At 38.8% G+C, this 26,830-nt stretch carries 26 protein-coding genes and 1 pseudogene; 9 read left to right on the top strand and 18 right to left on the bottom strand.

The window, feature by feature from the left end:
- Window positions 1–46: 46 nt before the first annotated feature.
- A complete protein-coding gene (gene prsW, locus NST76_RS07195; protein WP_036126792.1) occupies window positions 47–721 on the bottom strand; it encodes a glutamic-type intramembrane protease PrsW in 675 nt (224 codons plus the stop codon).
- Between the two features lie 85 nt (window positions 722–806).
- Here prsW and NST76_RS07190 point away from each other — a divergent pair, with 85 nt between their 5' ends.
- Window positions 807–1,775 (top strand): asparaginase, encoded by a 969-nt coding sequence (locus tag NST76_RS07190; protein ID WP_036126794.1) that lies wholly within the window; start codon window positions 807–809, stop codon window positions 1,773–1,775.
- 13 nt (window positions 1,776–1,788) lie between these two features.
- Here the strand turns inward: NST76_RS07190 and NST76_RS07185 are convergent, their stop codons facing one another.
- From NST76_RS07185 to NST76_RS07155, 7 genes are all read right to left on the bottom strand, one after another.
- Window positions 1,789–3,345, bottom strand: a complete 1,557-nt coding sequence (locus NST76_RS07185) for an aminotransferase class V-fold PLP-dependent enzyme (RefSeq protein WP_036126797.1) — start codon at window positions 3,343–3,345, stop codon at window positions 1,789–1,791.
- A 4-nt stretch (window positions 3,346–3,349) separates the two neighbouring features.
- Window positions 3,350–3,910, bottom strand: a complete 561-nt coding sequence (locus tag NST76_RS07180; RefSeq protein ID WP_330493529.1) for a glycerol-3-phosphate acyltransferase — start codon at window positions 3,908–3,910, stop codon at window positions 3,350–3,352.
- A gap of 58 nt (window positions 3,911–3,968) precedes the next feature.
- A complete protein-coding gene (locus tag NST76_RS07175) occupies window positions 3,969–4,934 on the bottom strand; it encodes a YpdA family putative bacillithiol disulfide reductase (protein ID WP_036126799.1) in 966 nt (321 codons plus the stop codon).
- A 113-nt stretch (window positions 4,935–5,047) separates the two neighbouring features.
- Window positions 5,048–5,803, bottom strand: a complete 756-nt coding sequence (locus NST76_RS07170; protein ID WP_036126801.1) for a metallophosphoesterase — start codon at window positions 5,801–5,803, stop codon at window positions 5,048–5,050.
- Between the two features lie 144 nt (window positions 5,804–5,947).
- Window positions 5,948–6,664: a LysM peptidoglycan-binding domain-containing protein gene (locus tag NST76_RS07165; RefSeq protein ID WP_036126804.1), complete on the bottom strand. Its 717-nt coding sequence runs from the start codon at window positions 6,662–6,664 to the stop codon at window positions 5,948–5,950.
- A gap of 86 nt (window positions 6,665–6,750) precedes the next feature.
- Window positions 6,751–8,193, bottom strand: a complete 1,443-nt coding sequence (locus tag NST76_RS07160; RefSeq protein ID WP_058844236.1) for an ATP-dependent DNA helicase RecQ — start codon at window positions 8,191–8,193, stop codon at window positions 6,751–6,753.
- Complete coding sequence (locus tag NST76_RS07155) at window positions 8,194–9,225, bottom strand: helix-turn-helix domain-containing protein (RefSeq protein ID WP_342544868.1); 1,032 nt, start codon at window positions 9,223–9,225, stop codon at window positions 8,194–8,196.
- Between the two features lie 106 nt (window positions 9,226–9,331).
- Between NST76_RS07155 and NST76_RS07150 the strand changes: the two genes are divergently transcribed.
- The 3 genes from NST76_RS07150 to NST76_RS07140 all read left to right on the top strand — a co-directional run bounded on the left by NST76_RS07150 (window position 9,332) and on the right by NST76_RS07140 (window position 11,250).
- Window positions 9,332–9,580, top strand: coding sequence for a ferredoxin (locus tag NST76_RS07150; RefSeq protein ID WP_004232564.1), 249 nt, complete (start codon window positions 9,332–9,334; stop codon window positions 9,578–9,580).
- A gap of 128 nt (window positions 9,581–9,708) precedes the next feature.
- Entirely contained in the window at window positions 9,709–10,302 is a 594-nt protein-coding gene (locus tag NST76_RS07145; protein ID WP_058844234.1) for a hypothetical protein, read from the top strand.
- A gap of 165 nt (window positions 10,303–10,467) precedes the next feature.
- Window positions 10,468–11,250, top strand: coding sequence for an SDR family oxidoreductase (locus NST76_RS07140; protein WP_080717138.1), 783 nt, complete (start codon window positions 10,468–10,470; stop codon window positions 11,248–11,250).
- Between the two features lie 179 nt (window positions 11,251–11,429).
- Here the strand turns inward: NST76_RS07140 and NST76_RS07135 are convergent, their stop codons facing one another.
- Both NST76_RS07135 and NST76_RS07130 read right to left on the bottom strand, forming a co-directional pair.
- Entirely contained in the window at window positions 11,430–12,158 is a 729-nt protein-coding gene (locus tag NST76_RS07135) for a sulfite exporter TauE/SafE family protein (RefSeq protein ID WP_058844233.1), read from the bottom strand.
- A 24-nt stretch (window positions 12,159–12,182) separates the two neighbouring features.
- Window positions 12,183–13,388: an MFS transporter gene (locus NST76_RS07130; RefSeq protein ID WP_058844232.1), complete on the bottom strand. Its 1,206-nt coding sequence runs from the start codon at window positions 13,386–13,388 to the stop codon at window positions 12,183–12,185.
- 300 nt (window positions 13,389–13,688) lie between these two features.
- On the opposite strand from NST76_RS07130, the gene NST76_RS07125 reads away from it, so the two are divergent.
- On the top strand, window positions 13,689–14,513 hold the full coding sequence (locus NST76_RS07125; protein WP_036126881.1) for a methyl-accepting chemotaxis protein: 825 nt from the start codon (window positions 13,689–13,691) through the stop codon (window positions 14,511–14,513).
- Between the two features lie 16 nt (window positions 14,514–14,529).
- Entirely contained in the window at window positions 14,530–15,075 is a 546-nt protein-coding gene (locus tag NST76_RS07120) for a GNAT family protein (protein ID WP_058844231.1), read from the top strand.
- 82 nt (window positions 15,076–15,157) lie between these two features.
- Here the strand turns inward: NST76_RS07120 and NST76_RS07115 are convergent.
- Window positions 15,158–15,341 (bottom strand): annotated as a pseudogene (locus tag NST76_RS07115) (IS3 family transposase); the annotation flags it as partial.
- Between the two features lie 344 nt (window positions 15,342–15,685).
- Window positions 15,686–18,457, bottom strand: a complete 2,772-nt coding sequence (locus NST76_RS07110; RefSeq protein ID WP_342544864.1) for an S-layer homology domain-containing protein — start codon at window positions 18,455–18,457, stop codon at window positions 15,686–15,688.
- Between the two features lie 414 nt (window positions 18,458–18,871).
- On the opposite strand from NST76_RS07110, the gene NST76_RS07105 reads away from it, so the two are divergent.
- Complete coding sequence (locus tag NST76_RS07105; RefSeq protein ID WP_342504005.1) at window positions 18,872–19,753, top strand: tyrosine-type recombinase/integrase; 882 nt, start codon at window positions 18,872–18,874, stop codon at window positions 19,751–19,753.
- A 500-nt stretch (window positions 19,754–20,253) separates the two neighbouring features.
- Here the strand turns inward: NST76_RS07105 and NST76_RS07100 are convergent, their stop codons facing one another.
- Window positions 20,254–21,807: a flotillin family protein gene (locus NST76_RS07100; RefSeq protein WP_058844285.1), complete on the bottom strand. Its 1,554-nt coding sequence runs from the start codon at window positions 21,805–21,807 to the stop codon at window positions 20,254–20,256.
- Window positions 21,808–21,822: 15 nt separating this feature from the next.
- Entirely contained in the window at window positions 21,823–22,353 is a 531-nt protein-coding gene (locus NST76_RS07095; RefSeq protein ID WP_082673732.1) for a hypothetical protein, read from the bottom strand.
- 208 nt (window positions 22,354–22,561) lie between these two features.
- On the opposite strand from NST76_RS07095, the gene NST76_RS07090 reads away from it, so the two are divergent.
- Together NST76_RS07090 and NST76_RS07085 are read left to right on the top strand one after the other, a co-directional pair.
- Complete coding sequence (locus NST76_RS07090; protein WP_058844283.1) at window positions 22,562–22,789, top strand: hypothetical protein; 228 nt, start codon at window positions 22,562–22,564, stop codon at window positions 22,787–22,789.
- A 109-nt stretch (window positions 22,790–22,898) separates the two neighbouring features.
- Window positions 22,899–23,270 carry a hypothetical protein gene (locus NST76_RS07085; protein WP_036126979.1) on the top strand — a complete coding sequence of 124 codons (372 nt, stop codon included), beginning with the start codon at window positions 22,899–22,901 and terminating at the stop codon, window positions 23,268–23,270.
- Between the two features lie 162 nt (window positions 23,271–23,432).
- Here NST76_RS07085 and NST76_RS07080 read toward each other — a convergent pair whose 3' ends face one another.
- The 4 genes from NST76_RS07080 to phnC form a co-directional block, all read right to left on the bottom strand.
- Window positions 23,433–24,167 (bottom strand): hypothetical protein, encoded by a 735-nt coding sequence (locus NST76_RS07080; RefSeq protein ID WP_036126981.1) that lies wholly within the window; start codon window positions 24,165–24,167, stop codon window positions 23,433–23,435.
- 172 nt (window positions 24,168–24,339) lie between these two features.
- The gene (gene phnE / locus NST76_RS07075; protein WP_342544861.1) at window positions 24,340–25,146 is read right to left on the bottom strand and encodes a phosphonate ABC transporter, permease protein PhnE; all 807 of its coding nucleotides are present in this window, start codon (window positions 25,144–25,146) and stop codon (window positions 24,340–24,342) included.
- A 10-nt stretch (window positions 25,147–25,156) separates the two neighbouring features.
- Window positions 25,157–25,972: a phosphonate ABC transporter, permease protein PhnE gene (phnE, locus tag NST76_RS07070; RefSeq protein WP_342544859.1), complete on the bottom strand. Its 816-nt coding sequence runs from the start codon at window positions 25,970–25,972 to the stop codon at window positions 25,157–25,159.
- On the bottom strand, window positions 25,929–26,732 hold the full coding sequence (gene phnC / locus NST76_RS07065; protein WP_342544856.1) for a phosphonate ABC transporter ATP-binding protein: 804 nt from the start codon (window positions 26,730–26,732) through the stop codon (window positions 25,929–25,931). The genes phnE (NST76_RS07070) and phnC overlap by 44 nt, the downstream gene beginning before the upstream one ends.
- Window positions 26,733–26,830: the final 98 nt, after the last annotated feature.

Genomic DNA, 26,830 nt, shown 5'->3' with positions numbered 1-26,830 from the left:
GCTAAAACAGAAATAAAGCGTAGAAATCGTTGACGATTTCTACGCTTTAAATTTTCTTTTGCATATGGAGATGTTGTACCAGATGGTAATGAGCAAGTTTTACTTTGCGCAAGCCAAACCACCATAAAAACAACATAAAAGGTATCATTAAATAAACCCAGTGACCTTTGAATGATAATATTGTATTGTATAGAATGTGAAGTACAACTGGTGCACAGAGCGCCATAGCAATCATTTCTTTCGTCTTAACAAGCTTTGAAAACTTAGCCCGTCCATAATAATAGCCCATTACGACACCAAACAATGCATGGCTCGATACTGGTAATAAGGCTCGCATGAATGCCGTGTCCAAGCCAAAGGACAGTAAATAGAGAACATTTTCAATCGTAGCAAAACCAAGTGATATGCTGGCACCATATAATATCCCATCGTATGGGTCATCAAATTCTACATGATTATAGATTGCAATTAATAGCACAAACCATTTAAAAAACTCTTCAATGACACTAGAAAAAAGAACATCTTGAAGATAAAGATATCGAAAAACCCCTTCCTCTGTTAATACATACTGTAAAAACATGATTGGGAACGTTAAGAATGCACCGTATAAAAACGTTTGTAGTAAAGTTCTTCTTGGCTCCGTAGCCATCTGATTGCGCAAATAGAAATAACTAAAAAGCGCTAGACCGGGAGCAATGGCAGCAGATAATAAAATGATCATGATGCCGGCTCCTTTCAACAATTAGACTGCTATTATTATACCATGTAATGACAAAAAAACTTTTTAAAAGGAGATTTTATTTTTTATGAAAAAAACAATTTTATTAATTCATACTGGCGGCACAATCTCCATGGCTATGAGTGCTGAAGGAGCAGTCATGCCGAATGAAGAAAATCCCCTTATGAAGGAAAGTAATAAACTAGCTTCACTTGCAAGCATCATCGAAATAGAAGCTTTTAACCTTCCTTCTCCACATATCACACCGAAGGAAATGCTACAATTGCGCAACGTGATTATGGAGCAAATGACAGCACAGCCAATCGATGGTGTTGTCATCACACATGGTACGGATACTTTAGAAGAAACTGCCTATTTCTTAGAGCTAACAACGAACTTAGACATCCCCATTGTACTGACAGGTGCCATGCGCTCTTCTAACGAACTAGGGGCAGATGGCATTTATAATTTAGTGGAAGCAGTCCGAGTAGCCGTCGATGAAGAAGCACGTAATAAAGGGGTACTTGTTGTCATGAATGATGAGGTTCATCTTGCTGTTAACACAACTAAAACAAGCACGAGCTCAGTGAATACTTTCCAATCTCCACAGTATGGGCCGATTGGATTAATTACAAAATCACGTATCCTATTCCATCATGCACCCATTCGTCGACAATATGTAGATGTTAACAATTTATCCAAGCGCGTGGCGATGTTAAAAGTGTATGCTGGAATGGAGGAAGATTTACTAGATATCGTGCTTGCATGCAAATATGATGGCGTCGTACTGGAAGGACTAGGTCAAGGGAATGTCCCTCCATCTGTAGTAAAAGGAATTGAAAGCCTTTTACAGCGAGACATTCCAGTAGTACTCGTATCCCGCTGCTTCAATGGGATTGCAGAGGGTGTTTATGGCTACATTGGTGGAGGGAAAATGCTGGAAGACTTAGGTGCAATTTTCGCCACAGGTATTAATGGCCAAAAGGCACGCTTAAAATTGTTAATAGGTCTAAACACTACAGGCACGCCTATTAACTTAAAGGATTTTTTCCTGTAAAGGCAATATATTTTTAGCTGGTACTTTGCTCTGCCGCTATCACTTGTTCATAGTAGTACAATATTTCACGAAGACGAGCTAGGGCTTCGTCGAAATCTGGTTGTATTACGGAAAATTGAATGAATCCCCTTTGTTGTAAATAATGACTTTCACCATGAACCAATAGCCCATTTAATGCTAGATCAATGGGTAGGTTAGAATAAGTACTTGGCAATCGAACAGTTACAAGCATTGGATAGTGGACTGTTCGGTATTGATATTGCATGATGGGAAGCTGCAGCAGTGCCTGAAAGCGTTGCTGTAGCTGCTCATAGCGTGCTGGATAGGCTTGTAATGCCACCTCAACATTACCCAATAACATTGCAGGTAGTGTAAATGGTATGGCACCTTGCTGATAATTTGCTAAATCAAGATAAGCAGGTAATGTAGCAGCTGGTGGTACAAGGGATTGTGAAAACACAAATGCTAGCCCGCTTAACGCACCGATGGCTTTGCCACTCACTGCTGTAGCCAAATAACAGTCTTGTAAAGAAAATGGCATGGCACCAAACGTACTGATACTATCTATACATAGCTTTACATGGTATTGCTTAGCTAGCTCACTCAAATGCTCTAAATCATTACAAGTCCCTGTGGAAGTCTCACCATGCACTGCTAGCATCCACTGATAAGCCCCCGTTTCAAGCAGTGACGCCACCTCATCTCCATCAAACGCTGTCCCCCAGTCTTTCTCCACTACATCAAACGATAATGACCAGCGAGTAGCTTGCTTCCGTAAACGTTCGCCAAATTCACCATTTGTTAAAATAAGCCCTTTCCCTAATTGTTGCGCCTTTAATTGGGCCAGCATCACTTCATTTGCCAATGTTCCCGTACCAACGATTACACCAATATAATTGGCATTCGATAAATGCAGTAGCTTTTTTTGCACTCGTTCATAAAGTGCATAAAATGGTAACGATCGGTGCGATAAATCTGAATAATCACTCATCTCCAATTGCTTCACAGGCCCTGGATAAAATGTAAACTGTTCCGTCGCTAGTCTATGTTGTAATGATTGTTCAAATTCATGTCTTGTTAGCACCATCGGTAAAAATATTGCATCTTTTGCTCCTACAGCTGGTGCAAATTGTTTAAAGCCCATCTGCTTATACAGCTTTTCTTCTCTTGTTGTCCCTGAAATTACTGCTGCTGTATAGCCTTTTTCGTAGGCAAAGGTAGTTAAAGCTTGTGTAAGTTTCAATAGTACCCGCCCCGTTCGATAACCCTTTTTCACTGAAAGTAATCGAATTTCGCAAGGTTTCACACAATTTTCTTTAGGTAAATATCCCTCAATCTCGCCAATTTTTTCATCAATCGAGAACGGTCGTTGATCTCTAAACGCGACCATTCCAATTAATTCTGTTTCCTTATACACAACGACATATGTATTCTCCTGATGAAATCGATCAACTTTTATTCTTGTCGAATTCGCTTCATGCTGTGGAATCTCTTCAACAAATGTTTCATAATTCAATCGAGCGATAGCCTCAAACTCGGCATTTGTTTGGGCAATTTTACACCAATACATCTCTTCACTTCCTTCTTTTTAACGATTCCTGAATATTAGACATATGCTTGATGAGCATGCACATGATTGCTATAATGAGCAGTCCATATGGCTCTAATTTCCCCGCCTGAATAATAGCCCCTATATAGAAAATAAAGCCTCCAACCATACTAAGTGTCAAACTTCGTATAAAGACAAGCGAAAGCATAGTACCAATAATCATCCATAAAAATAGGCTCGGTGATAAGGCGATTCCAACACCGATAAAAGTAGCCACACCTTTTCCGCCATTAAATTTCAACCAGATAGGAAATAAGTGTCCGGCTATTACCCATGCAGCTCCACCAATCATGACCCATTCTTCTAATTGCCACAAATACCCTAACCAAACGACTAGTACTCCTTTCAGTGCATCACCAAGAAAAGTCCAAACAAAGGCCGCTTTTCCAATAACACTTCCTGCATTACGTGCGCCCAAGTTTTTACTACGCTCTGCCTGCAAATTGACACCATACACCTTACCAACGAAATAAGCTGTCATGAAGTTTCCCATTAAATAGCTAAGGGCCCAATACAACCCAATCAATGTGATTCCTCCTTACTAAAAAGGCTGTATAAGCTAGATGCCTATACAGCCTCGGTCATTATTTTTTTCTTTGCTCAATAATTCGAGCAATACATTCACCATGGAAACGCCCATTTTCGATAAAAATTTCATTGGCATTATTCCCTGCTGCAATAACTCCCGCAATGAATAAGCCCTCGACATTAGTTTCCATCGTTTCTGGCGTAACAAAAGGACGCCCTGTTTCTTCATCAATCTCAACGCCCATCGCTTTGACAAAAGTGTGATCTGGATGGTAGCCAGTCATAGCAAAAACGAAATCATTTTTTACTACTTGCTCTTGCCCAGCTACTTCTAAAACCACTTCATGCTCACGAATTTCTAGCACATTCGTATTAAAACGCATGTCAACTTCTCCCGTTTTGACTACCCCTTCAAATTCAGGTAAGACCCACGGTTTGATGCTTGAAGAATATTCACTACCACGATAGACAACTGTTACACGAGCGCCTGCTTTATTTAATTCCAACGCAGCATCTATAGCTGAATTTTTGCCACCAATAACAAGTACATCCGTATCAAAAAATTCATGTCCCTCTTTAAAGTAATGGAATACTTTGGGTAACTGTTCACCCTTAATATTTATATAATTCGGGTGATCGTAATAGCCCGTTGCAATTACTACATACGGCGTTTCATACGTATCTTTATCAGATGTGACAGTGAACACATCGTTATTTTTCACAACACTTTGCACTTTTTCAAAGCGATTTACTTGTATATTTTTCAAGCGGACAACCTCTCGATAGTAAACAAGTGCTTGGTTTCGTTTTGGTTTACGGCCTTCAATAATAAAAGGTACGTCACCAATAGCTAAACGTTCACTTGTACTGAAAAAAGTTTGATGTGTAGGATAGTGATAGATGGCATTCACGATATTGCCCTTTTCGATCACAATAGGTTGTAATCCAATATTTTGCAAAGCTATTGCTGCTGCTAAGCCACATGGGCCACCTCCAACAATAATTGCATCTGCTTGCTGCATTTCTTGACACTCCAATCGAATTTGAACAGCATTAGTTGCTGCTTCATGCTTTCACATAATTATAGAATAGACGATACCTTTTTATTATACGCCTTCTCACAAGAATTGGTTGGTTATTTACTCGAAATATCAATGTCAATAATATGACATTGAGGTTTTGCGCCAAGTCGAAAAGGCACTAATGTCGTGCCATAGCCATTACTTACTAAGGTCATGACACCATCACGCTGTCGATAGGAACCGTTGGGATGAACACCATAAGGACCGAATCGAATCTGCCCCCCATGTAAATGTCCCCCCATCATTAAATCTGCTCGGAACTTTGCTCGAACTTTGGCAAAAACACCTGGGTTATGTGCAATGAAAACAACTAAATCCTGCTCTCCTACCTTTTCAAAGGCCTTTTCAAAGCTATATTCTTTCACTGTTGTATCTTCAATTGCACTTAACCAAAAACGATTTTTTACAGGAAGTAGCACAGCATCATTGACAATGATTTGAACCTGATAGGCCTGTAAAATGTCCTTTAGCCTTTCTTCTCCAATTTCTCTGTCATTATTGCCCCACACAAAATAGATTGGTGCGATAGACTTTAATAAAGTCAAATTTTCATGAATCCGTTCAATAGGTGTGCGGCTATCTGCAAAGTCACCACCAATAATCACAGCATCAAAATGTCCCTCTAATTGTGCAATCATTTTTTTATTTATTTTACGTAAATGTACATCTGAAATAAAAAATAATCGTACCTGTTCCTGTTCACCGTGTAATGAAAGCTGGTGATGTAATACATTATTTTCATGCGCTACCTTCCACATATAAAGTAGAAAGGCGATGACAACTAAAAGAAATAGCCCTATATATAGCATTTCCTCACTTCTCCTTACGACAGCAAAAAGGCGATTCATTTCTTAAGAAGAATCGCCTTTTCGCTAAATCAGACGTACGTTTTGGTGTGAACGTTTGTCTGTTATTTTATACTAGAAAAACTATATAACCATTAAAAAATCTTATTAAGGTAGCCTAATTACTTGCCCAACCCTGACCGTATTTGAAGACATACCATTGAAAGCACGAATTTTAGCTAATGTCGCCTCACTACCATCGCCATAATGATTCAATGCGATTCGGTATAAGTTCTCATTCGCTTTGACAGTATGTGTAGTGGCTTTAGCATTTTGTTTCGCTTCTTCGGCTTTTTTCGCCTCTTCTGCTTTTCTTGCTGCCTCTGCCTGTTGTTGTGCTATTCTAGCTTCTTCGGCTTTTTTCGCTTCCTCAGCTTTTTTTGCTTCTTCAGCTTTTTTCGCTTCTTCCGCAGCCTTTTGTTCAGCTGCTAATTTGTCTGCATCTTTTTGAGATTGCTCCTGTGCTTTTTTATCTCCTTGATCGTCTTGTCCCTTACCTTTATCTTTCTCTTTATCAGATGCAGATGACTCGGAAGGATCTAATTCGACGACCTGTTCTGCTGTATCTTTTTCAGCTTGTTCAATCGTTTTTCCTGGCTCATAAAATTTCCAAAAATAAATAAGAATTGTTAATGGAATTAGGATAAAAATAACAAACAAAATCGTCATTAACGGTGTTTTCCGTCTTGTATTTTTTGGCTTTTTATTTTTATTGCCATTTTTATTCATTCTGGAAACTCTTGATAAGGATTGCTGTTCATTTTGTTCATCTTCAAATGATTGACGATGTTCTTCTATTTTATCGCGATAATCTTCTTTATTCATTCGCCTTTCCCCCAACCTTACTACGCTTTCTATCATGTCTATTATGACGAATTTTACGAAAAAAGTAAATGACCGTCAGTTTTAGTCTAAATACCCATTAAAAGTTGCTGCAATCGACTTTCCCACGAAACCATTTCAATTTTCTTATCTTCTTGTAAGCGTGTTTTCTTGATTTCATCATAATGGATTCCACAATTTTCACAACAGTTTTCCGGCTTTTTCTGCAATTTTTGCCCAAAATACCCGACTAAATGTTCACGAATACAGTCTTTTGTCTGAATGATTTTTAGCATTTCGTTCACCGCACTGTATTTCTCTAGGGCTAAATGATTTAATCGAGCCTTCACTTGTTCACTAGATTCTTGTTGCACCCAATAATCCAGCACACGAAAAGCTGTCTCGCTCAGCTCACCATTTTTCAGCATCTGTGTTGGCTGTATTTGCTGGGAAAGCAGCTCCTGATAGCGATCAACATGGTGTGGTGTCGGCAAATCACCTGTCACAACAAATTTCGCTAGCTCTTCATCCCCTTCACTATACAGCAAAATGGCAAGTGCAGACTGACCATCACGCCCTGCACGACCTATTTCCTGCATATAATTCGCTATGTTGGCAGGCATCGATTCATGTATAACCTGACGTATATTAAGTTTATTGATGCCCATACCAAAAGCATTCGTGGCGACTATCCAATCCAGTTCACCATCTATAAACTGCTGCTGAATAAACTGACGGTCTTCTGCTCCATAGCCTGCATGGTATGCTGCGGTGCGAATACCTGCTTGTAAAAGGGCTTCACTATATTGCTGCGCACGTTTGCGTGAAGATACATACAAAATACCTGGCCCTGCTGTTTCTTTAATATGCTGCATGAGCCACCTAGCTTTATCAGCCTTATCCTCTACTACTATACGACCTAAATGAATATTTGCACGGTCAACATTATACATAAATTCAAATGGCGCCTTGAGTGATAGGGTCTCACGTATATCTCGAACGACCTTATCCGTTGCTGTGGCGGATAGCGCCAATATTGGCGGGCGATTTCCCCTCGAAAACCATTCACCAATTCGTAAATAATCCGGTCGAAAATCAAAGCCCCATTGTGATATACAGTGCGCTTCATCCACTACGATTAAGCCAAGCTTCATTTGCGCTAATTTCTCTTGTACCTGCTGCTGTAATAACATTTCTGGTGAGGTAAAGATAAACCGATACTGCTCTAGATAATGTAGTACATAGCGTTTTTCTGTTTGGGATAAAAAAGAATTTAAAGCGATCACTCTCTTTTCTCCAAAACGCTTCAGCTCTTCTACCTGATCCTGCATTAATGAAAGCAATGGTGACACAATTAAGACAGGCTTTTCTAATATATAGGCTGGAAGCTGGTAGCAGAGTGATTTCCCCATTCCTGTCGGCAATAAGGCAATAACGTCTTGCTCTTGCAGCAAAGCTTCAATGACTTCTTTCTGCCCTGGTCGAAATGATGAATAACCAAAATGCTTGTGCAATAATTGTTCAAGTTCCATTTAAACTTCTCCTTTCGCAAGGACAAGCCTTAATTGAAAATAACTCATGTCCTCTAATGCTCCATGTAATATTTTCAATTTTTTTGTTTGATATTGCTTGGATACCTGCCAAACTTTTTGTGCTTCTTCATATGAGACGAATGGTCCAATAGAAAAGTTCGGTTCATACATGGCTAATTCTACAAAATGATCCTCAATTGTACTTTGTTTTAATTTTCGCTTTTGTACAATTTCCTCCATTGAATAGCCTTGCTCATATAACTGTGCTGTTTGCTGGGCAGAATCAGTTAATAAAATTGTCACTTTTAACCCTTCAGCCACTCGACCAAGCAGTGGGTAATCATTTAATTTTTGTTGCACTTCATTTAATAATATATGTAGTGTTTCTATAAATGCTAATTGACTATCTAACACGTTCTCCTTCCGTTCAAATGCAAGCTGTTGCCAAGTCCAGCCTGGTAATCGATAACCACTGAGGCGGTAAAGAACAAGCTGTTTGTTGACATCTGAAACAGGGATCGTTTGGAGTACATTTGTGCATTCTACCACTAATTGTTGCTGCAAATGACCCTCCTTGTAATGATGCTCCTGTAAAAAAGAGCGCACCCATGCTTGAATTACTGGATCCCTACTGATTGGTGAAAAAGAACGAACTGTTGCAGTTTGATGTGACAAGCTTTGGACAAGGAGAGAAAGCCTTGCATAAAAAACATGCTCATTCCCTCGATAATGCCAACCATCAAAGAAAAAGGTCGGTGTTTGCTGTGCACGCTGCAATCCTAGCTTTTCCATGTAAAAATGACCGGATTCCTGCACGTTTAACCAACTATATTGCATAAATAAGGTAACCGCCTCGTCAAATGTGGCACGAGGTAGTTTCGGCAACAGACCAAAATATGGATGCAACTGAAAAAGACCAATATCTTGAATTGTCTGGCCTGAACGCTTTCCTCTTAGGACATGATAGGCTGCCGAAATTGTCCGCTCCTTATGGAGTTTTTGAAAGATTTGCAATAAAATTTGATGAAACATTGACGCAAATTCCTCCAATTTAATAGTATTTAAGTTGAAATGTAAGATAAACATCTTTAAAATGAGTATGAAGCTTTGTAGGAACATCGTTAAAGGAGAGAAAAAAATGGCTAAATACACAATAGTTGATAAAGATACATGCATCGCCTGTGGCGCATGTGGAGCCGCAGCGCCAGACATTTATGATTATGATGATGAAGGGATTGCCTTCGTTATTTTAGATGATAACATGGGAACTGCTGAAGTACCAGAAGATCTATTAGAAGATATGCAAGATGCTTTTGAAGGTTGTCCAACAGACTCCATCAAAGTAGCCGACGAAACTTTCGATGGCGATTCATTAAAATTCGAATAGTCTTCAAGTAAATGTATACCCTAAAAGGCATCCTACTTTGGGTGCCTTCTTATGTGTATTAAATATTTGCATCAAGAGATAATCATATGGTCTATTGCTATACATACCAATCTATTGGAGGAATGATAATGTTTAAGCAGCTACAAGTTGAACATAGTTTATTTCTTATTAATCAAGACCATATGAATTTATTTAAAAATCTTGCTGCTAAATGGCAACCAGTTTTTCCAGATGTTTGTGCTAAATGTTTGAATACACTAGATTCATGGGCCATCGTGTTAAATAACTGGGTTTTCTTAAAATCTCAGTTCAACGATGAACTCATTCTCAATCCTTCTAAAGCAATTAACTATTCCATCAATACATTTTTAATAGACGAGCTCAAAAAGATTCAAATAATTCAAAAAACAAAGGGATTTGAGAATGATGATTTACAGTATTTTGTCGCTTTCCAATTAGCAAATGCAATAGACCTGTGGGTGTACAATACGCTTGAAAAAAGCTCTGAAGCTGATTTATTACTCCCTCAACACCTAAAACCATATTTTCTCGCTCATTTAGAGGATGATTTTCAAACAGACAATGCTACATTCCACCGAGATCAAACAAGAGCAATCAAAATACTAGCTCAAGTCATTCGCTCACAAAATAGCTTTAGAATCACCGTCAGCAGTGCTGTTAATCGAGCAGTATATCTGTATGAACAGCATGGTAACAAATAAAATAGGACTACCTTTAATTCGTCTCTCATAAGAAAGAGATGAATTTTTTTTGCTTATGAAACGACTTCTCTTTTCATCTTGTTATTGCAACGATATTTTATGTATGATAAGATTTTAGTAGTTGGTACTAATAACAGATATTATCTCGCAAAGGAGTTCTTTATAATGATGGATAATTTATTACAATTAAAAGATAAAAACATTGTAGTTATGGGTGTAGCAAATGATCGTAGTATTGCTTGGGGCATTGCGAAACGCTTATTTGACGTAGGTGCAAATGTTATTTTCACCTATCGACAAGAACGCTCATTAAAGAAATTACAAAAGCAATTAGACACAATTGGCCATTCTGATTCACTCATCGTGCAATGCGATGTAAATAGTGATGACAGTACAAAAGCGGCTTTCGATGAAATCGGCTCAAAGGTTGGCGTTATTCATGGTATTGTGCATTCAGTAGCTTTTGCCCACGCCGAAGACTTACACAACCGCTTCCTTGAAACAACTCGTGAAGGCTATGCATTTGCACAAGATACAAGTGCTTATTCACTTATTTCAACAGCAAAAGCAGCTCATCCGTATATGACAGAAGGTGGCTCTATTGTCACGATGAGTTACTTAGGGGCTGAACGTGTGCTTGATGGCTATAATGTTATGGGTGTAGCAAAAGCTGCATTAGAGGCTTCCATGCGCTATCTTGCTGCTGATATTGGTCAGGATAATATTCGTGTCAATGCCATTTCAGCTGGAGCTATTCGTACACTTGCTGCAAAAGGTGTACCTTCTTTTAATACCATTTTACACAAAATTGAAGAAACAGCTCCATTAAAACGGAATGTTCAACAAGACGAAGTAGCCGATATGACGATTGTTATGCTATCTCACCTATCACGTGGTGTAACTGGTGAAACAATTTACATCGACGCTGGCTACAATATTATGGGTTAACTATATAGCGAGACAGGCAAGCCTCTGAGCGGTAGCGTAGGAAGTAGCTCAGCGCTCGCCCACAGGAAAGCAAGTAGCCTCCAACGGAAATCCTTTTTCACCTTTCACAAAAATGCTATGGATGGTTTTGTTTCTCAACACTATGAGAATGGAAGATAAATATTCTCTTCCATTCTTTTTTATAGCATCGTCCATATAGTTTGTATCAATAAAATTATACCTGCTGCTATTAAAAGAAGATAAATTAATGATTTAAATAGCTTTTGATTGAGCCTAGTAAACAAGATTTGTCCTAAAATAAGGCCGATGAAAACAATAGGCAAGGCATACAAACTATAAATCCAAACCAGTTTACTTGTGCCCTCAACAGTGACTTGAGATAGTAAACTAATAAGATAGATAAAAATATAATAGGCTAGTGAAATAGCTCTAATGGTTTCCTTATTTCGATGGGTGCTCGCAAAATACAGCAACAATGGCGGCCCTGCCATACCAATACTTGTTGTAAACATTCCTGAGATTAAACCAACGCCATAATCTCTACCACTTGTTTGTTGAATGGAGAGATTTTTCATCAAGAGAAACGTAAGACCTATTAAGAGGATGGCGATAATAAGTTTAAATGTCGTGACATCGACTAAGGCAAATAAAATACTACCAAAAGGAGCGCCCACAACACTACCAATTATTATCTTCTTCAGCAAAGCGACATCAATATCATGCCTCACCTTCCAAATGAGAGAACATGAAATAACAAGGGACAGTACGATATTTATTTGCATTGCCTCTTGCGGAGAAAAAAGCAACAGTAAAAAAGGGGTGGCCATGATAGAAAAACCAAACCCCGTACTTGTTTGCAAAATGGAAGCTGTTAGTATAATAAAAAAGTACAAAAGTAATTCCTGCAAAACGACACCTCACATCATTTAGTACTATAGAGTGGTTATAGCATGTTGCTTAGCAATTAATTCCTTCAATAAGAAAGATAACACGCAAGCAATTAGTAAAAATAGAGCAATCATGGCGATCACACCTACCCAGCCATACTTCATCCAAAAAACACCACCTACTGTCCCGCCAACACTCGAACCAACATAATAAAAAAATAAATAAAGGGATGATGCTTGCGCTTTATCATGTGTTGCCCGTCTACTCACCCAGCCACTCGCGATAGAATGAGCTGCAAAAAAGCCAAAGGTAAACACCGTAATGCCGATAATTTTTAAAGTAAGGAGCCCATTGAGTGTTACTATGGCTCCTGCCAACATAATGGCAATGGCTAGTAATAACATTTGTTGGCGTCCGTAACGATCGGCTAGGCTACCAAACCATGCTGAACTAAATGTCCCTACTAGGTATATGACAAATATCCAGCCTACAATGGTCGCGCTCAAATTATAGGGAGGGGCCATTAATTGAAAGCCAATATAGTTATAAAGTGTGACAAAGCTTCCCATTAGAACAAATCCTATACCATATAGACACAACATAGAAGGGTCCTTCAGATGTTGCAACAGCGTTTTAGTTAATGCTTTTAATTGTAAAGGACGTGGGCTAAAATGCTTGGAGCTTGGCAGCATCCAGACAAACAACACACTGACAAAAAGGCTAATTCCTCCTAGCACCATCATCCCTATATGCCAGTTATAATGGTCCGTTAATGTCCCGATAATGACTCGTCCACTAAGCCCTCCCACAGAATTACCACTAATGTATAAGCCCATGGCAACACCTAAGCTTGCTGGTTCCATTTCCTCCCCCAAATAAGCCATGGCAATTGCCGGTAAACCTGCAAAAACGATGCCTTGTAGCACACGCAATCCTAAAATTATTTCAAAGTTAGGTGAAAACGCTAGTGCCACTGTCAATACAGAGGCTGCAAAAATAGAAATCGTCATCAATGATTTTCTTCCCCATGCCTCTGATAAAGAACTAACAATAATTAAACTCACTGCTAAGGCAAAGGTAGTGACAGAAAGAGATAAACTTGCTACAGCTGGCGAGACGTGAAACACATCTGCAAATGTCGGTAGTAATGGCTGCGTTATATAGAGATTTGCAAAAGTAATAAAGCCTGCCAAAAATAAGGCCCAGTTTGCTTTATGAAACGCTCTCGTGCCTTTTTGTATATATTCCATGACTCTCTCTCCTTCAGCTCTTCAACATACTACTATTATTCTAATACAATATTTCGTAAAACACACGATCCCTCCGTCAAATAATAGACAAATTCATCACCATTTTCACCAGGAAAAAGCAAATTTTAATTGACATTCAAAACACGCCAACTCTCTTTTTAAAAGCTATTTATAAAAAGGAATTTACTATTTTGACTTGGCAAATATTATGCTACAGTAAAGGTAATCATCTAGAACCATTGTCACAATGAATACAGATGACACAACCATTTTTCATTGACTAGACTTGGAGGAATTTTTATGAAAATTATTGAAGCTTTAGCCCTTGCAGCACCTTATATTCACCTTGCATTAAAGCAAGAAGCCATTGTAGCTGTTATTGAAAAGGATAGTGAAACAGTCATCAAGTATTTAGCGGGGAAACGTGTAGATTCAGGCTATCATGATGGACAAAAAGTAAATGCTAATGACCAAAATGTTTACATTGCCTTTAACGGACAAAATGCAGATGTGGTTATACCAAAGGATGTTTACGGCGTAGCAATCAATGCTTTTTCATTCCCCATTCGTGAAAATGGTCAAGTAGTAGGTGCCTTAGCATTTGGCCTACCAATAGATAATGAGCTTAAACTCGAAGATTATATGAGTACTATGGATAATATCGTCAATAGCCTACAAGATAAAGTCCACACAATCGCTTCCCATTCAGAGGAATTAGCGGCTACTAGTGAGGAAATAAATAAGCAGGCACAGCATGCCCTAGAAGATTCAGAAAAAACCAATGCCGTAACGGATTTAATCAAAAGCATTTCCCGCCAAACCAATTTACTTGGTTTAAATGCATCCATAGAGGCTGCTCGCGCTGGACAGCATGGTGCTGGCTTTAATATTGTGGCACAGGAAGTTCGAAAATTGTCCTTTGAGACATCTAGTGCTACCGAAAATATAGAATCTTCCTTACGTAATATTAATAGAAATCTTGAAAACTTAAAGCAAAATATGGGACAAATCAATGATGCAACGAATGAGCAAGCACAGCTTGTACAGGATTTTAGCGAAATCATTGAAGAGCTGACTGTACTAAGCCGCGAAATGAAGGGCTTTATGCACGATGCATTAAAATAATTGGGAGGTGCACAAGATGCAAATAACCATTGACCAAGATCTATCTTTACGTACAATCACCTTGGAGGATGCAGAAAAGGTTTTTGCCTTAACAGATGCCTCTAGAGAGTATCTAAAAGAATGGCTACCATGGTTGGATTACACGAAGGAAGTGGCAGACACGAAAGCTTATATTGAGGGCTGTATTAAAGGACATGAATCAAAAAGTAGTCTCTCCCTCGTTATTCTTTTTAACCATGAAATCGTCGGCATAGCTGGCTTTAATGCCATTAATCCGAATAATAACATTGGTACGATCGGCTATTGGCTAAGTGAAGGTGCTCAGGGACATGGCATTATGACAAAAACGGTAAAAGCTCTCTTACAATATGCCTTTGAAACATTGCAGCTGCATAAAGTGGAAATTCGTGTTGCTGAAACCAATCACAAAAGCCGTGCAATACCCGAACGACTTGGCCTAATAAAAGAAGGTACGATTCGCTCAGCAGAATGGCTCTATGACCATTATGTGGATCATGTTGTATACGGCATGCTTGTAAGTGAATGGCAGCAACAAAAATAAAAGTAGCGTCCTGATGAATCAATTTGAGACTGCCCCAATATAAGACAGGGATCAAAAAGCATTATCCAATCAGTTGTCGGTACTAAATCGGCGACTGGTTGTTTAGTGTCGCTTGTATTCGGATATCATTATCAAAATTTATATAGTCTTTGACAGTTTGTTTGACGATTGCCGTCATAGTACGCTTTCAATTGTCTAAATAGAACGTTTCAGATTTTAATGTAGAAGAAACGATTCAATAGGGTATTATCAGCAGATGATAATTTCCCCCATTTCTCTATAACCTTCTTTGCCGTTTAAATAGCGTAAAACGGCTCCTAATTTTTCCTCAGCAGTAAATTTATCCATAGAAAAACTGCACCTCTAATTGTTAGAGTAGATCTAACAATTCGGCGCAGTTCACTTTCGAATATGAGAATCAGCCAGATCAATTTCCCCTAATCGAACTCTTGTTGCATACCTATCACCAGTTTATTTATCTATGCTTTTAACAATTCAACGGAAGAACGATCATTATATCAAATTTAAGGTCTCCTCCGCTGATTTTGTTTTTTCTTTCGGCACATAGATCGAAACATGCAGAGTAAAATAATAGAAAATAATTACTTTACTATTTCCACAGCTCATAGCCGTTTTCCTTACGTGTGTAGGTATGCTCTGTAGACGCTTCTATGATGTGGCAATATGCCCAATGTGTTTTATTTAAATCCTTGTATTGCGGCGCGTCCGATGGAATATCGTTAAGTTCGATTTTGCGGTTTAACATGGTGTTTACAATTTTCACAACTTCCGCGCGGGTGATTGAACTTGCTGGTCTAAAGCTGCCGTCAGGATAGCCATTAATCCAACCCTTAGTATACGCGCTGTCAATATACTCTGCCGCCCAATGATTGATTGGCACATCATTGAACGAAGTGTTTTCGCTTGTTAACAGGTTATCAAATCTTGAGGCTATGGCTGCAAATTCCGCTCTTGTGATTGTCTGTCTAGGTTTGAACGTGCCATCCCCATACCCTTTCAGTATACCTTGACTTGCTAGGTAATTGACCGACTGTTCATACCATGTGCCGCCACCGACATCGCTGAACTTTCCACTTACAGCCGTATTCTTATTTTCGTCTTTTATCAGTCTGAAAAATATTACTGCTGCTTCCGCTCTTGTGATTGAGCTTTCTGGCTTTACGCTGCCGTCAGGGTAGCCATTGATATACTTGATATGCTCACCGGTTTCAAGCTCAGGGATAGCGACTGTGTTCTTGTTATAGTAGAATACAACCTTGTTTTCACCTGATTTGATCGTTATCGTTTCCGTCCTTTTACTGCCTGCATCCAATTGATAACTCTCAATAGCCGGGGCGTTTATAGTTTCTGTGCTGCCAACTGTAATACTTGAACTTTTACTATAAATAATTTCCCCGGTTTGCTTGTCTATGCCTTGAACTAGTAATGTTGCCGTAGGTGTACCACTGCCATCGCCACTGCCACTACCATTACCGCTACCACTACCACCTTTACTTATCCATTTTGCGTATAACGTAATGTTGTCGGTAACAGTATCTATAGCAAAGTCCCATGCATTGGTTAGGGAATCTTCTTTATACCAACCGCTGAATGTATAGCCACTTTTGGTCGGTAACGTTGGCTCGGTTATAAGGCTACCTAGGGGTATATCCGTTTTTTCTGCCACTACAGAACCACCGTTGGAATTAAAGGTTACCGTATAAAGTGACTTTGTCAAATATTTAAATTCTACACCTGCAATACTGCTTACCGCTTCAGTAGCAGTACTCATATGATAACCTGCTGGATAAATTACAAGGGATTCATCATTAAAAATACTGCCTCCGTTTCCCCAAAAACGCGCTACCCCCTTATTAGTAATTAAAGCAGGCTCCAAAATTAACGGATTGGCTAGTTTGATAGCTACAAGGCTTGCACCACCTGTTGTTTGGGCGTAAAAAACGCCTCCCGATATAGTGCCGATTTTTGCAGGAGAAGTGCTGCTTGATGTAGTTGAATTGATTGCATAGAACCCACCAGTGAAAATGCCGCCTGAAATCAAGTTTACTGTGGTTTCGTTTAGAAAAGCTTCCCCAGATGCGCTAACGGTGGTAAATTTGCCCCCACTGATGAGCTTGATAATAGCATTTGGATTATTCGACGCATAGTTCCAAAGGGCAATAGAATCTCCAGTGATTTCTGTGCCACTGCCGATTTCATTAATCGTGCCAACATTCAGAAGACCAATGTTCGTTGAAGTGATAACGGCATTGTTAATGGTACCAATAGTACCGCCAATATCATTTTGGAGGCCAGATTGTCCACCTGAAAAAGTTCCTCCGCTTATCGTGTTAATATAAGCGCCGGCCTCGATCAGCAGAACACCTATCTCTCCGTCGAAAGTTCCGCCTGATATTTCATCGATACCTGACGGATAGTCCAATGCTACAATGTCAACTCCTCTTCCTTCTTTATTAGTAGTAAGTCCAGTATACGCACAAATAAATCTCCCACCGCTGATTTCCCCAATTTTTCCACCTCGAATCAGGCGAAGAGCGGAAATCTCATGTTCCGCAAAAAAATCACCGTTGGAAATCTCACCAATTTGTGCCTTACCGTCCACCTGAACATTTGCCCACCTATCTGGAGCAGCAGCCAAATTTTTGAAAGTGCCACCCGAAATTAGATTGACTTTTGTACCTTCGTCATACATATATAACGAGTGCATTTTACCAATGATAGTTCCGCCACTGATTTCCTCCAGTGTAGCACCATTCGTCATCGAAATGGCGATTGATCCGGAAGATTCCAAATGTCCGCCAGTTATTTTTCCGGACGCCTTCGGATCGTATAAATCCAGTACCATATTCCCAGTGCCAGTTGCTAAAAGCTTTGCTCCGTTGTTTACTACAATATTGCCATTTGCAATAGATATAAGTGTTCTCTGAGAACCCGTAAGCGTAAGTACTTCAGTATCCGAGCCTCCACCCAAAGTCAAATCAAAGCCATTCTGGACCCAAAAACTAGCATTAATACCCAATGTAATTTTGTAATTTCCTCCACTAGCTATTAGCGTAATATCTTTCATAATTGAAATTGTCGTTGACATCGTTATATCTTCTGTTACAGCAATCGTATCATTGTTCTGGGCTGCATTTATCGCTCCCTGCAGCGTGGCATAGGTTGCGCCATCCACTCTAGGAGCAGTATCGTTGGAAACTGTACTGGGTGATACAAACAGGGTAACTTCGCTATCCGCATTTGCCGACAACATAAACTGTGGCATGAGTGAAAAAAACATTGTCAGAAATAACAGCAGTGAAACCATCCACTTATTGCCTATTCCTTTTACAGTACCCGTTATTCTTTTAAAATAATTCATTTTTCATTACCTCCAATTTATTACTAACTTCCTTCTGGACAACTTTAAATTTGGATTAGTATTACTTTTGTGATGTATTCTGTTAACAAAAAGATCGCATAAGTATGTGTTAATATGCTTCTCCCCCCAGCCGCACCAGTTCTTTTGCCTACATATCTTTTTATTTGAGTTGCGATAAATATAATTATCGCAACTTAAAAAGCTTGCAAAACCCTTCTAAGAAGGAGCTTTGCAAGCTTTGAAGTTTTTTTGACGATTTGTTCAAATAATGAAATAATTGTAGGGTTTACTATGCCCATTATAGTTTATTATAAAACTAGTAGTTGCGATAATTATATTTATCGCAACTATGTTGTAAATTGTAATACTTGCTGATATACTCTTGTCAAAGTCAAAAAGGAGTATATTATTTTTATGTTATTAAACAAGCTAAAGGGTGGTTTGCCTAAATTCATTAAACATTTAACATACAATGAATACGCAAAAAATAGTATCAGAAGCTATCAAAAAGATATTTTGAAATTGATTGATTTTTTAGAGGGAAAAGATGGGAAACTGCAAAAGGAATATTTAATAGAGTATAAAAAATCAATGGAAATAAGGCTGAAACCTTCAAGCGTCAACCGTAGCATTGCGGCGGTCAATAAATTTTTAAAATTTATGGAGATGGATGATTTCACCCTGAAGGCTCTGAGAATTCAAGAACAGACCACCGCTCAACATGAGCTTACCCAAAAGGAATTTGACAAGTTGATTGAAAGCGCCTTCACGAATAAAAAGACGAAAACTGCGATGATTATGCTAACGCTTGCCTACACAGGAATACGCATAGGGGAACTGCAGTTTATCACCGTTGAGGCTATCAAGAGCGGTAAGGTTCTTATTAACAATAAAGGAACTGTACGCACGATTGTCATACATAAGGATTTACAAGGTCATTTATCCTTATATTGCAAGGAAAAAAATGTGAAAAGCGGTATTGTTTTTACGGGCAGTAAAGGCAGCCCTATAAGCCGTTCCTATATTGCACGTGCAATGAAAGAAGTAGCAGAGAAATGCGGAGTTGATCCAGCAATGGTTTTCCCCCACAATCTGCGGCACTACTTCGCCCGAAGCTTTTTAGACTGTGGCAATCCACTGTCGGATTTAGCGGATATTTTAGGACATAAAAGCATTGACACCACAAGACGTTATTTGAAAACCAGTGCCGAAACGAAACAAAAGCAGTTGGCAAAGCTGAAAATCATCCCGAACTGGCAAAAAAATTACGGGTTTCCTCAGAAAAAAATAATGTGACAACTATGTAAAACTAAATATGAAACGTAATTAGCGCAATTTGAAAGGATTGGGCTTTTTTGCATAAAAATGTGGGTGTGGTGCTCCCAGTCAAGTAGACAGTGAAAATAAAAAATTCTTTATGAGTGTTGATCCTTAAATTCTATTAAATTTTCTTGGTAGCATTCATTGTTGTAAAACGAAATATTTGTCTCAATGTTATTTCTTTAGAGTAGGTTTCTATTGGTTTAATTGCTCAGACCCCTTCTTCAAAATAAAGATCATTATTTTGCCAATCTTTTTTGTATCTTGGTGTACATCTAAATTTTTTGCTACTTCATTTAATGTGTAATGCTCCTCCTGCTAGAATGATATAATGGCTAACTGTTTCTTCAGTGAAAGAATATTTTGTCATAAAAAAATCCCATTAGATAAACAGATTTTATTTTTTAATCTGTCTACCTAATAGGGAACCTATCACAATTGGAAATGCCATTTTTCTTTGGGTAAATATATTTTTATTAGGATTGTTCTACAGTTTCTTTTGTTTCTACTGCTTCAACAGGTGCTTGCTTTTTTTCTAAACCTAGGGCAATTTGCTCTAATTCTGGACGCAAAGTGTGCTTACCAGCATAGCTTTCGATCAGTTCCTTCACATCGATACCAGAAGTTTCTTTTAATGTTTCTTGTAGTGTAGACATTAAATTAGTTGCATAAGACGTAACCTTATTTGCTCCACTGCCTTCGCCACCACCAGTATCGACCACTGTAATTTTATCGATATTACCAAGAGGACTCGCAAGCTCTTTTGCATATTCTGGCATCATACGCACTACCATATCCAGCACAGCTGCTTGACCATAGTATTCAAAGGCTTCGGCAATTTTACGTTTAGCCTCAGCTTCTGCAAGACCTCGTAGGCGAATAATATCTGCTTCTGTCTCACCTTGCGCTCTTTCGGCATCTGCTTTGGCAAGACCATCCAAACGAATTTTCTCCGCCTCTGCTTTCGCTAACGATTCAATACGATATTTTTCCGCATCTGCCTGCGCTAGCTCTCGCATTTTTTCGGCAGCGGCATTTTGTTCCACTGCATAACGATCCGCATCAGCCTTTTTCTTCACTTCAGAGTCATATTGCTTCTCACGACGTAAAATCTCTTTTTCTTCTAATTCAATTTGCTTTTGACGCTCAATAATGCGAATTTGCATTTCTTGCTCAGTCACTTCCTGCTTAGCACGAGCTGTTTCAAGCTCATAGGCTTGGTCAGCACGGGCTTTTGCAATATCCTGCTCACGACGGAACTCAGCTACCTTTAATTGATTTTCCTTTTCCGCTTCCGCAATTTCTGTCGCACGTTCTAGCTCTGCCTTTTGTGCTTCCTTAGAGGCTTCTGCACGTTTGATACGCGTTTCTTTCTCTGCATCTGCCGTCGCAATATCTGCATCTCGTTTTACCTGTGCAATTCTTGGTTTACCAAGTGAATCTAAGTAACCATTTTTATCTCGTACATCTTTGATCGTGAAGGATACAATCACAAGACCCATCTTAGCTAAATCCTGAGAAGCAACACGTTGAACTTCCTGTGAGAATTTATCACGGTTTTTGTAAATCTCCTCCACCGTCATGGAGCCTAAAATCGAACGTAAATGGCCTTCTAAAACTTCGCGTGCTTCCGCTTCACGCTCCGTTTTTTGCTTTCCTAAAAACTGCTCTGCTGCTGTTGCAATTTCAGAAATGGAGCCGCCAATTTTAATAATGGCTGTACCATCAGCCATAACAGGTACACCTTGTTCTGTATAAACTTCAGGCGTTGTTACCTCTAGTTTACTAGATAGTAAACTTAATGGCTGTGCTTGCTGGAAAATAGGGAATACAAATGTACCGCCCCCACGAATTATTTTAATGCGATTCCCCGACTCATCTTTATGTACATTTTTTGAGCCGAGATAGCTACCTGTCACAATCAGTGCTTCATCAGGACCCGCCGTACGATACTTTGTCACATATAAGCCGACTAGGGCGATTAATACAAATGCTACAATTCCTAAAACAATTAAAATATCGGTTGACATAGATAGATCTCTCCTTTATACAAATTTTTTCTCATACGTTCTGACAAAAAGTGTACCATCCTTCACATCTACAACAAGCACGGTCTCATCATAGTCAATGGCTTCATTATCATAGCCTGTTGCCCGTTTCGAAATCATACCACTTGTCGTTTCGATAACAACCTCACCAAAACCATTTACAGGAATTGGTACAATGACTTTTCCCAATTGCCCCCCTAGTGATTCCTCCGTATACGCCAATGAAACATCAGCTGATCGCAGCGGAACAAGGACGAATAAATAAAACAAAGTACTTAAAATAACGCCGATGATACATGCAGCAATAATGTTCCAAACGCTAGAGAACCAGGCTAGTTTTTCTAAAATAAATCCTGCTGCTGACATCAACGTAATGAAAGATAGAATGACACTCGGATTAAAAATGGGCAGTCCTTCACCAATACCTTCGACAGCATCACCAAAAAACATAACGAGTATTGTGGCAAGACCAGCAAAAATCAAAACAACCAAAAAGATCTGTTCGAGTGAATAGCCAAATAGCGTCAAGTTGCTCACCCCTTTCATCATATTACCTACTATACGGATATACCCCTGGAAAAGTTTCGAAATTTTTCGCATTTTTCAAACAAAAATGGAGCAAGCCACCAGTTTCTTTAAATTTAGGGCAGTAAAAAGAATCGCCTGCATGGACAATTTTTTAAGAGCTCTTAAAGTTGTCCAAAATACTATCTTAGCTAATAAAGGGGAACTAACAATGTCACAATATACAGAATTACTCAGTAAAATAAAAGAGCTTGAGGAGGCTTTAAAAACAAAGCAAGCTATTGTCCCTGCTCGAAAAGCCTCAAACATGCATAATGCTGCGTGGGAGTGGTTAAGAAATAAAGGTATTACAGATGGCACTCATCCTCAAAATTTCTTAACACGTGAGCAATTTGCGACAATGCTAAAAAGATATCATGATTCTTTCAATAAAAATTAATATTTCCTACCCCATACATAATTTTCGCTTCAATATATCATAATTTCATTTCTCTCTAACTGAACCATGTTACAATAGAAAAGAATTTTGGCAACTAAGGAGATATGGCATGAAACTTTCAACGATCTTAAATTTTTTAATTCTAGTATTTTTCACATTATTATTCGTGAATGATTTTTTCCCTGACACAACGATTGCAGCAGTCTTAACTAAAAAAATCATTCTTCTTCTATTAGTCGTGTTAGTTATCATACAGCTAGCTATCGATAAAGGTAGATATAAAAAATTGTCCAAAAAAGCCTATATTGGTTTGACGCTGTATACAGTTGGTTTATGGATTGTTTTAACATTGCTTGGTGGCCAGTCGCAAATCGGTTTATCGTTTACTAGCCCTCTTTTCTATATCATTGTCGTATTGCTTGTACTTGATTTACTGCGTATTTCACGCCAAACCAAACGCGATCAAAATGAGGAAAAGTAAAGCAAGAGTGGTGCTATCCGTCACTTCTATGGCTTAATCCATCATTTTCTCATTTCTATCCTTCATATCAAAGGTTCTATCCGTCACTTTGGCGTTTCTATCCGTCTACAGCATAAAAAGCATGTCTATCGACTGGCACTCCAATCGGTAGACATGCTTTTCTTATGATTCTAGGACATTTAAAATTTCATCCAGTTCATTCACAGCTAGATCTAAGCGTTCCTTCGCCTCGATATTTTGCTGTTTTAAGTGATTAAACTCTAGTAAATTTTTCTCATGCTTTAATTTGATAGAAGATAAACGTTCAATGCGGGCTTCTACCTTTTCTATTGCTTGCTCACAGACTGTTGTCCAGAGCTTTTCTGATTGCTGCATTTCAGTCGTTGATGGGTTGTGTTGACGCATAATTCGGGCATAGACCATTTCAATTTGTTCAATTAATTCCGAATAGAAATGGCGCTCAACACGTGTTGTTTGGAATGTTGGATGCTCCACATCTTTTGCATAAGGGGTAATTTGACGCAATAGCTTTCCAGCATTTTCTCCAAATGCATGCGATAAATTCAAGACATTCATTAATTGTAATAATAAACGAATTTCTTCTAGATTAATAAGTTGTGAATCGATGCTTTCTTTTAACTTTAATGATTCCATATAACGTCGATCAAAATGTTCAATTTCGCCGTTGCGTTGCTCTACTAAATGTACACTTGCATTGTCTTTTAAGCTTTTAATATAGCGTATGGCATGGTTTTTCAGCTCTTCTTTTGACAGCAAGCTAACATTGTCTTGTTGTGGTTTTCCTCGTTGAACATACGCAAATGCATCCATTTTTTTGGGCCATTGTGCTGCTTGGGTTTCTTCTGAGACATTATAGCGTATATAAATTCCGTGCATTTTATATCCTCCAAGTCCATTAAACAAGTATCTCTAAAGACAATAAATCGAATACGACATTTTTTCAAGTAAAAAACTTTTAATAATTGAAAATCCTTCTTTTTAACAATAAATGAAAAACCCTGAATAGTCGATACTATTCAGGATTTTACTAGTTTTCATCAATTCATACTTACCCTTTGACAAGCTTCGTACGTATGCGATTCGAAACATACTCCACGAGTAAAATAAGCAGGACAAGTCCCAATAAAATGGACCCTACCTCAGACCATTTATATGCGTTCATCGCAAAAATTAATGGCGCACCGATTCCACCTGCTCCAACTAAGCCGAGTACGGTTGCATCTCGTAAATTCATATCAAAACGATAGATCACAATGGATAAAAATAATGCTGTTAGCTGTGGCCAAATACCGTAACGTATTTTTTCCAGCAACGTACAACCAATTGCCTCCATTGACTCTAGAATACTTTTATCTAAGTCCTCAATAACATCAACATAGAGCTTTGACAGCATTCCGATAGAAGTTAATGACATCGTCAGTACACCAGCAAATGGACCAGGGCCTGTTACTCTGATGAACATAAGACCATAGACAATGGCAGGAATCGTACGAATGATTATTAACAGTAAACGGACAACAAAAGCAATAGGCTTTGGCACAATGTTAGAAGCCGACAAAAAGGCTAAAGGGATGGCTAGCAATGCGCCGGCAATGGTTCCAAGAAATGCTATGGCCATCGTTTCGATTAATAAATAAGGTACACCTGCTGTTGTCGTATTGACTAATAATGACCAATCGGGATTCAGCAATCCTACAAATATATTTTTAGCGATTTTTATCCCATTTACTGATATATTCTCAAAATGAATCGTTGTTATAGACCAAATAAATAAAAGACAAACGATCACAATTATCATGATGTATGACATGCGTCGATTTGGTTGTAACTGTAATTGTTTTTCGATTGCATTCATAACATCACCTCTACATTAATTTTTTACGGAAATATTCGCTCGTTGTCTCAATGATAAAAACAGTACCAACAAGCATTAAAAGAATCATGCCCACATTCTCGTAGCTTCTCCAGCCTAAACTTTCATTGAGCAACAGGCCGATTCCCCCTGCACCGACGTACCCTAAAATAGACGCATAACGAACATTCCCTTCAAAGCAAAACAATGATGTCGACAAGTAGTTAGGAAGGATTTGTGGCAGGATGGCAAAACGAAAGGCTTGAATGGTCGTTAGCCCCATCGACTGCATGGCCTCGTAGGCTTCCATATTAGCGTTTTCTATTTGCTCATATAATAGCTTTCCAACATATGCAATGGTAAATAGGAAAATGGCTACTGTGCCAGCCATCGTTCCAAGCCCAAAAATAAATGTCGCAATAAGTGCAATAATCAGTGTCGGTAAAGTTCGAAGTAGGCTTAAAATAAACTTACTTACCAGCGCAATTCCTCTATGCTTGGTTATATTGGTCGCTGAAAGAACGGCTATTGGTAAGGCACATATAGCCCCCGCAATAGAGCCAAATAACGACATTTTAATCGTATCGAAGAGCGGCTGCCATAGCTTTGATAAGTAGGCCCAATTCGGTGGAATCATCTGTTGTAGGATGACAAAAAATTGTTGAATTCGGTTCACTAAAATTTCTAAGCTAAAGCCTGTAATACGAATGGCAAGCACAGCTAATACGAATAGAATAAGCCACACGATTGGCTTGAATGACCGTTTTTCCAGCACTTCTTTGCCATTAGGCAATACTATTTTTTTCGGTGATAGCAGCTTCCATCGCATGGTTCGTTACGCCTCTTTCCTGATTCGTATTGTGATAGATGAACGCAAGCGTTTCCTCGTTGATTTCATCGGCTTGTCCATCAAAGACAATTTCACCACCACGTACACCCATAACACGTGTTGCGTAAGCTAATGCCAAATCAACATGATGAATGTTAATCAAAATGGTCATGCTTAGCTCTTGGTTAATCCGTTTAAAGTCCTCCATAACTTGCTTTGCTGTTACAGGGTCTAACGATGCAACAGGCTCGTCAGCTAAAATGATTTGAGGATTTTGAGCAAGCGTACGAGCTAAAGCAACACGCTGTTGCTGTCCACCCGATAACTGATCGACACGTACATAGGCCTTATCTAAAATACCAACCTGATCAAGTGCCATTAATGCTTTACGCTTTTCCTCTTTCGTAAAAATGCCTAAAATTTTTCGCCAGGCAGGCATAGTCGGTACAAAGGAAACCAACACATTTTGCAAAACTGATACACGAGTAACAAGGTTAAAAGATTGAAAAATCATGCCAATATTACGGCGTAGATGGCGAATACCCTTGCCCTTGAGTCGATGCACATTCACATCATTAACATGCAATGTTCCCCCCGTAATATCATGCATTTTATTAATACAGCGCAACAGTGTTGATTTTCCTGCACCCGATAAACCGATGATAGCCACAAATTCACCTTGCTCAATTTGAAGATTAATTTGCTGTAAGGCAAGATAACCATTTGGATAACGTTTTTCTACTTCCTTAAACTCAATCATTGTACCGCTCCATTTCTAAAAAAGAATCTCACCGAATGAATGAAAGAAGAATCTGCTTTCTGCGGGATAACCGCAAGCCACAGATTCTTCACCTTCAA

It is taken from the genome of Lysinibacillus sp. FSL W7-1291 (assembly GCF_038593415.1).
Lineage (GTDB): Bacteria > Bacillota > Bacilli > Bacillales_A > Planococcaceae > Lysinibacillus > Lysinibacillus fusiformis_D.
This window is presented reverse-complemented; position numbering and strand designations above follow the sequence as displayed.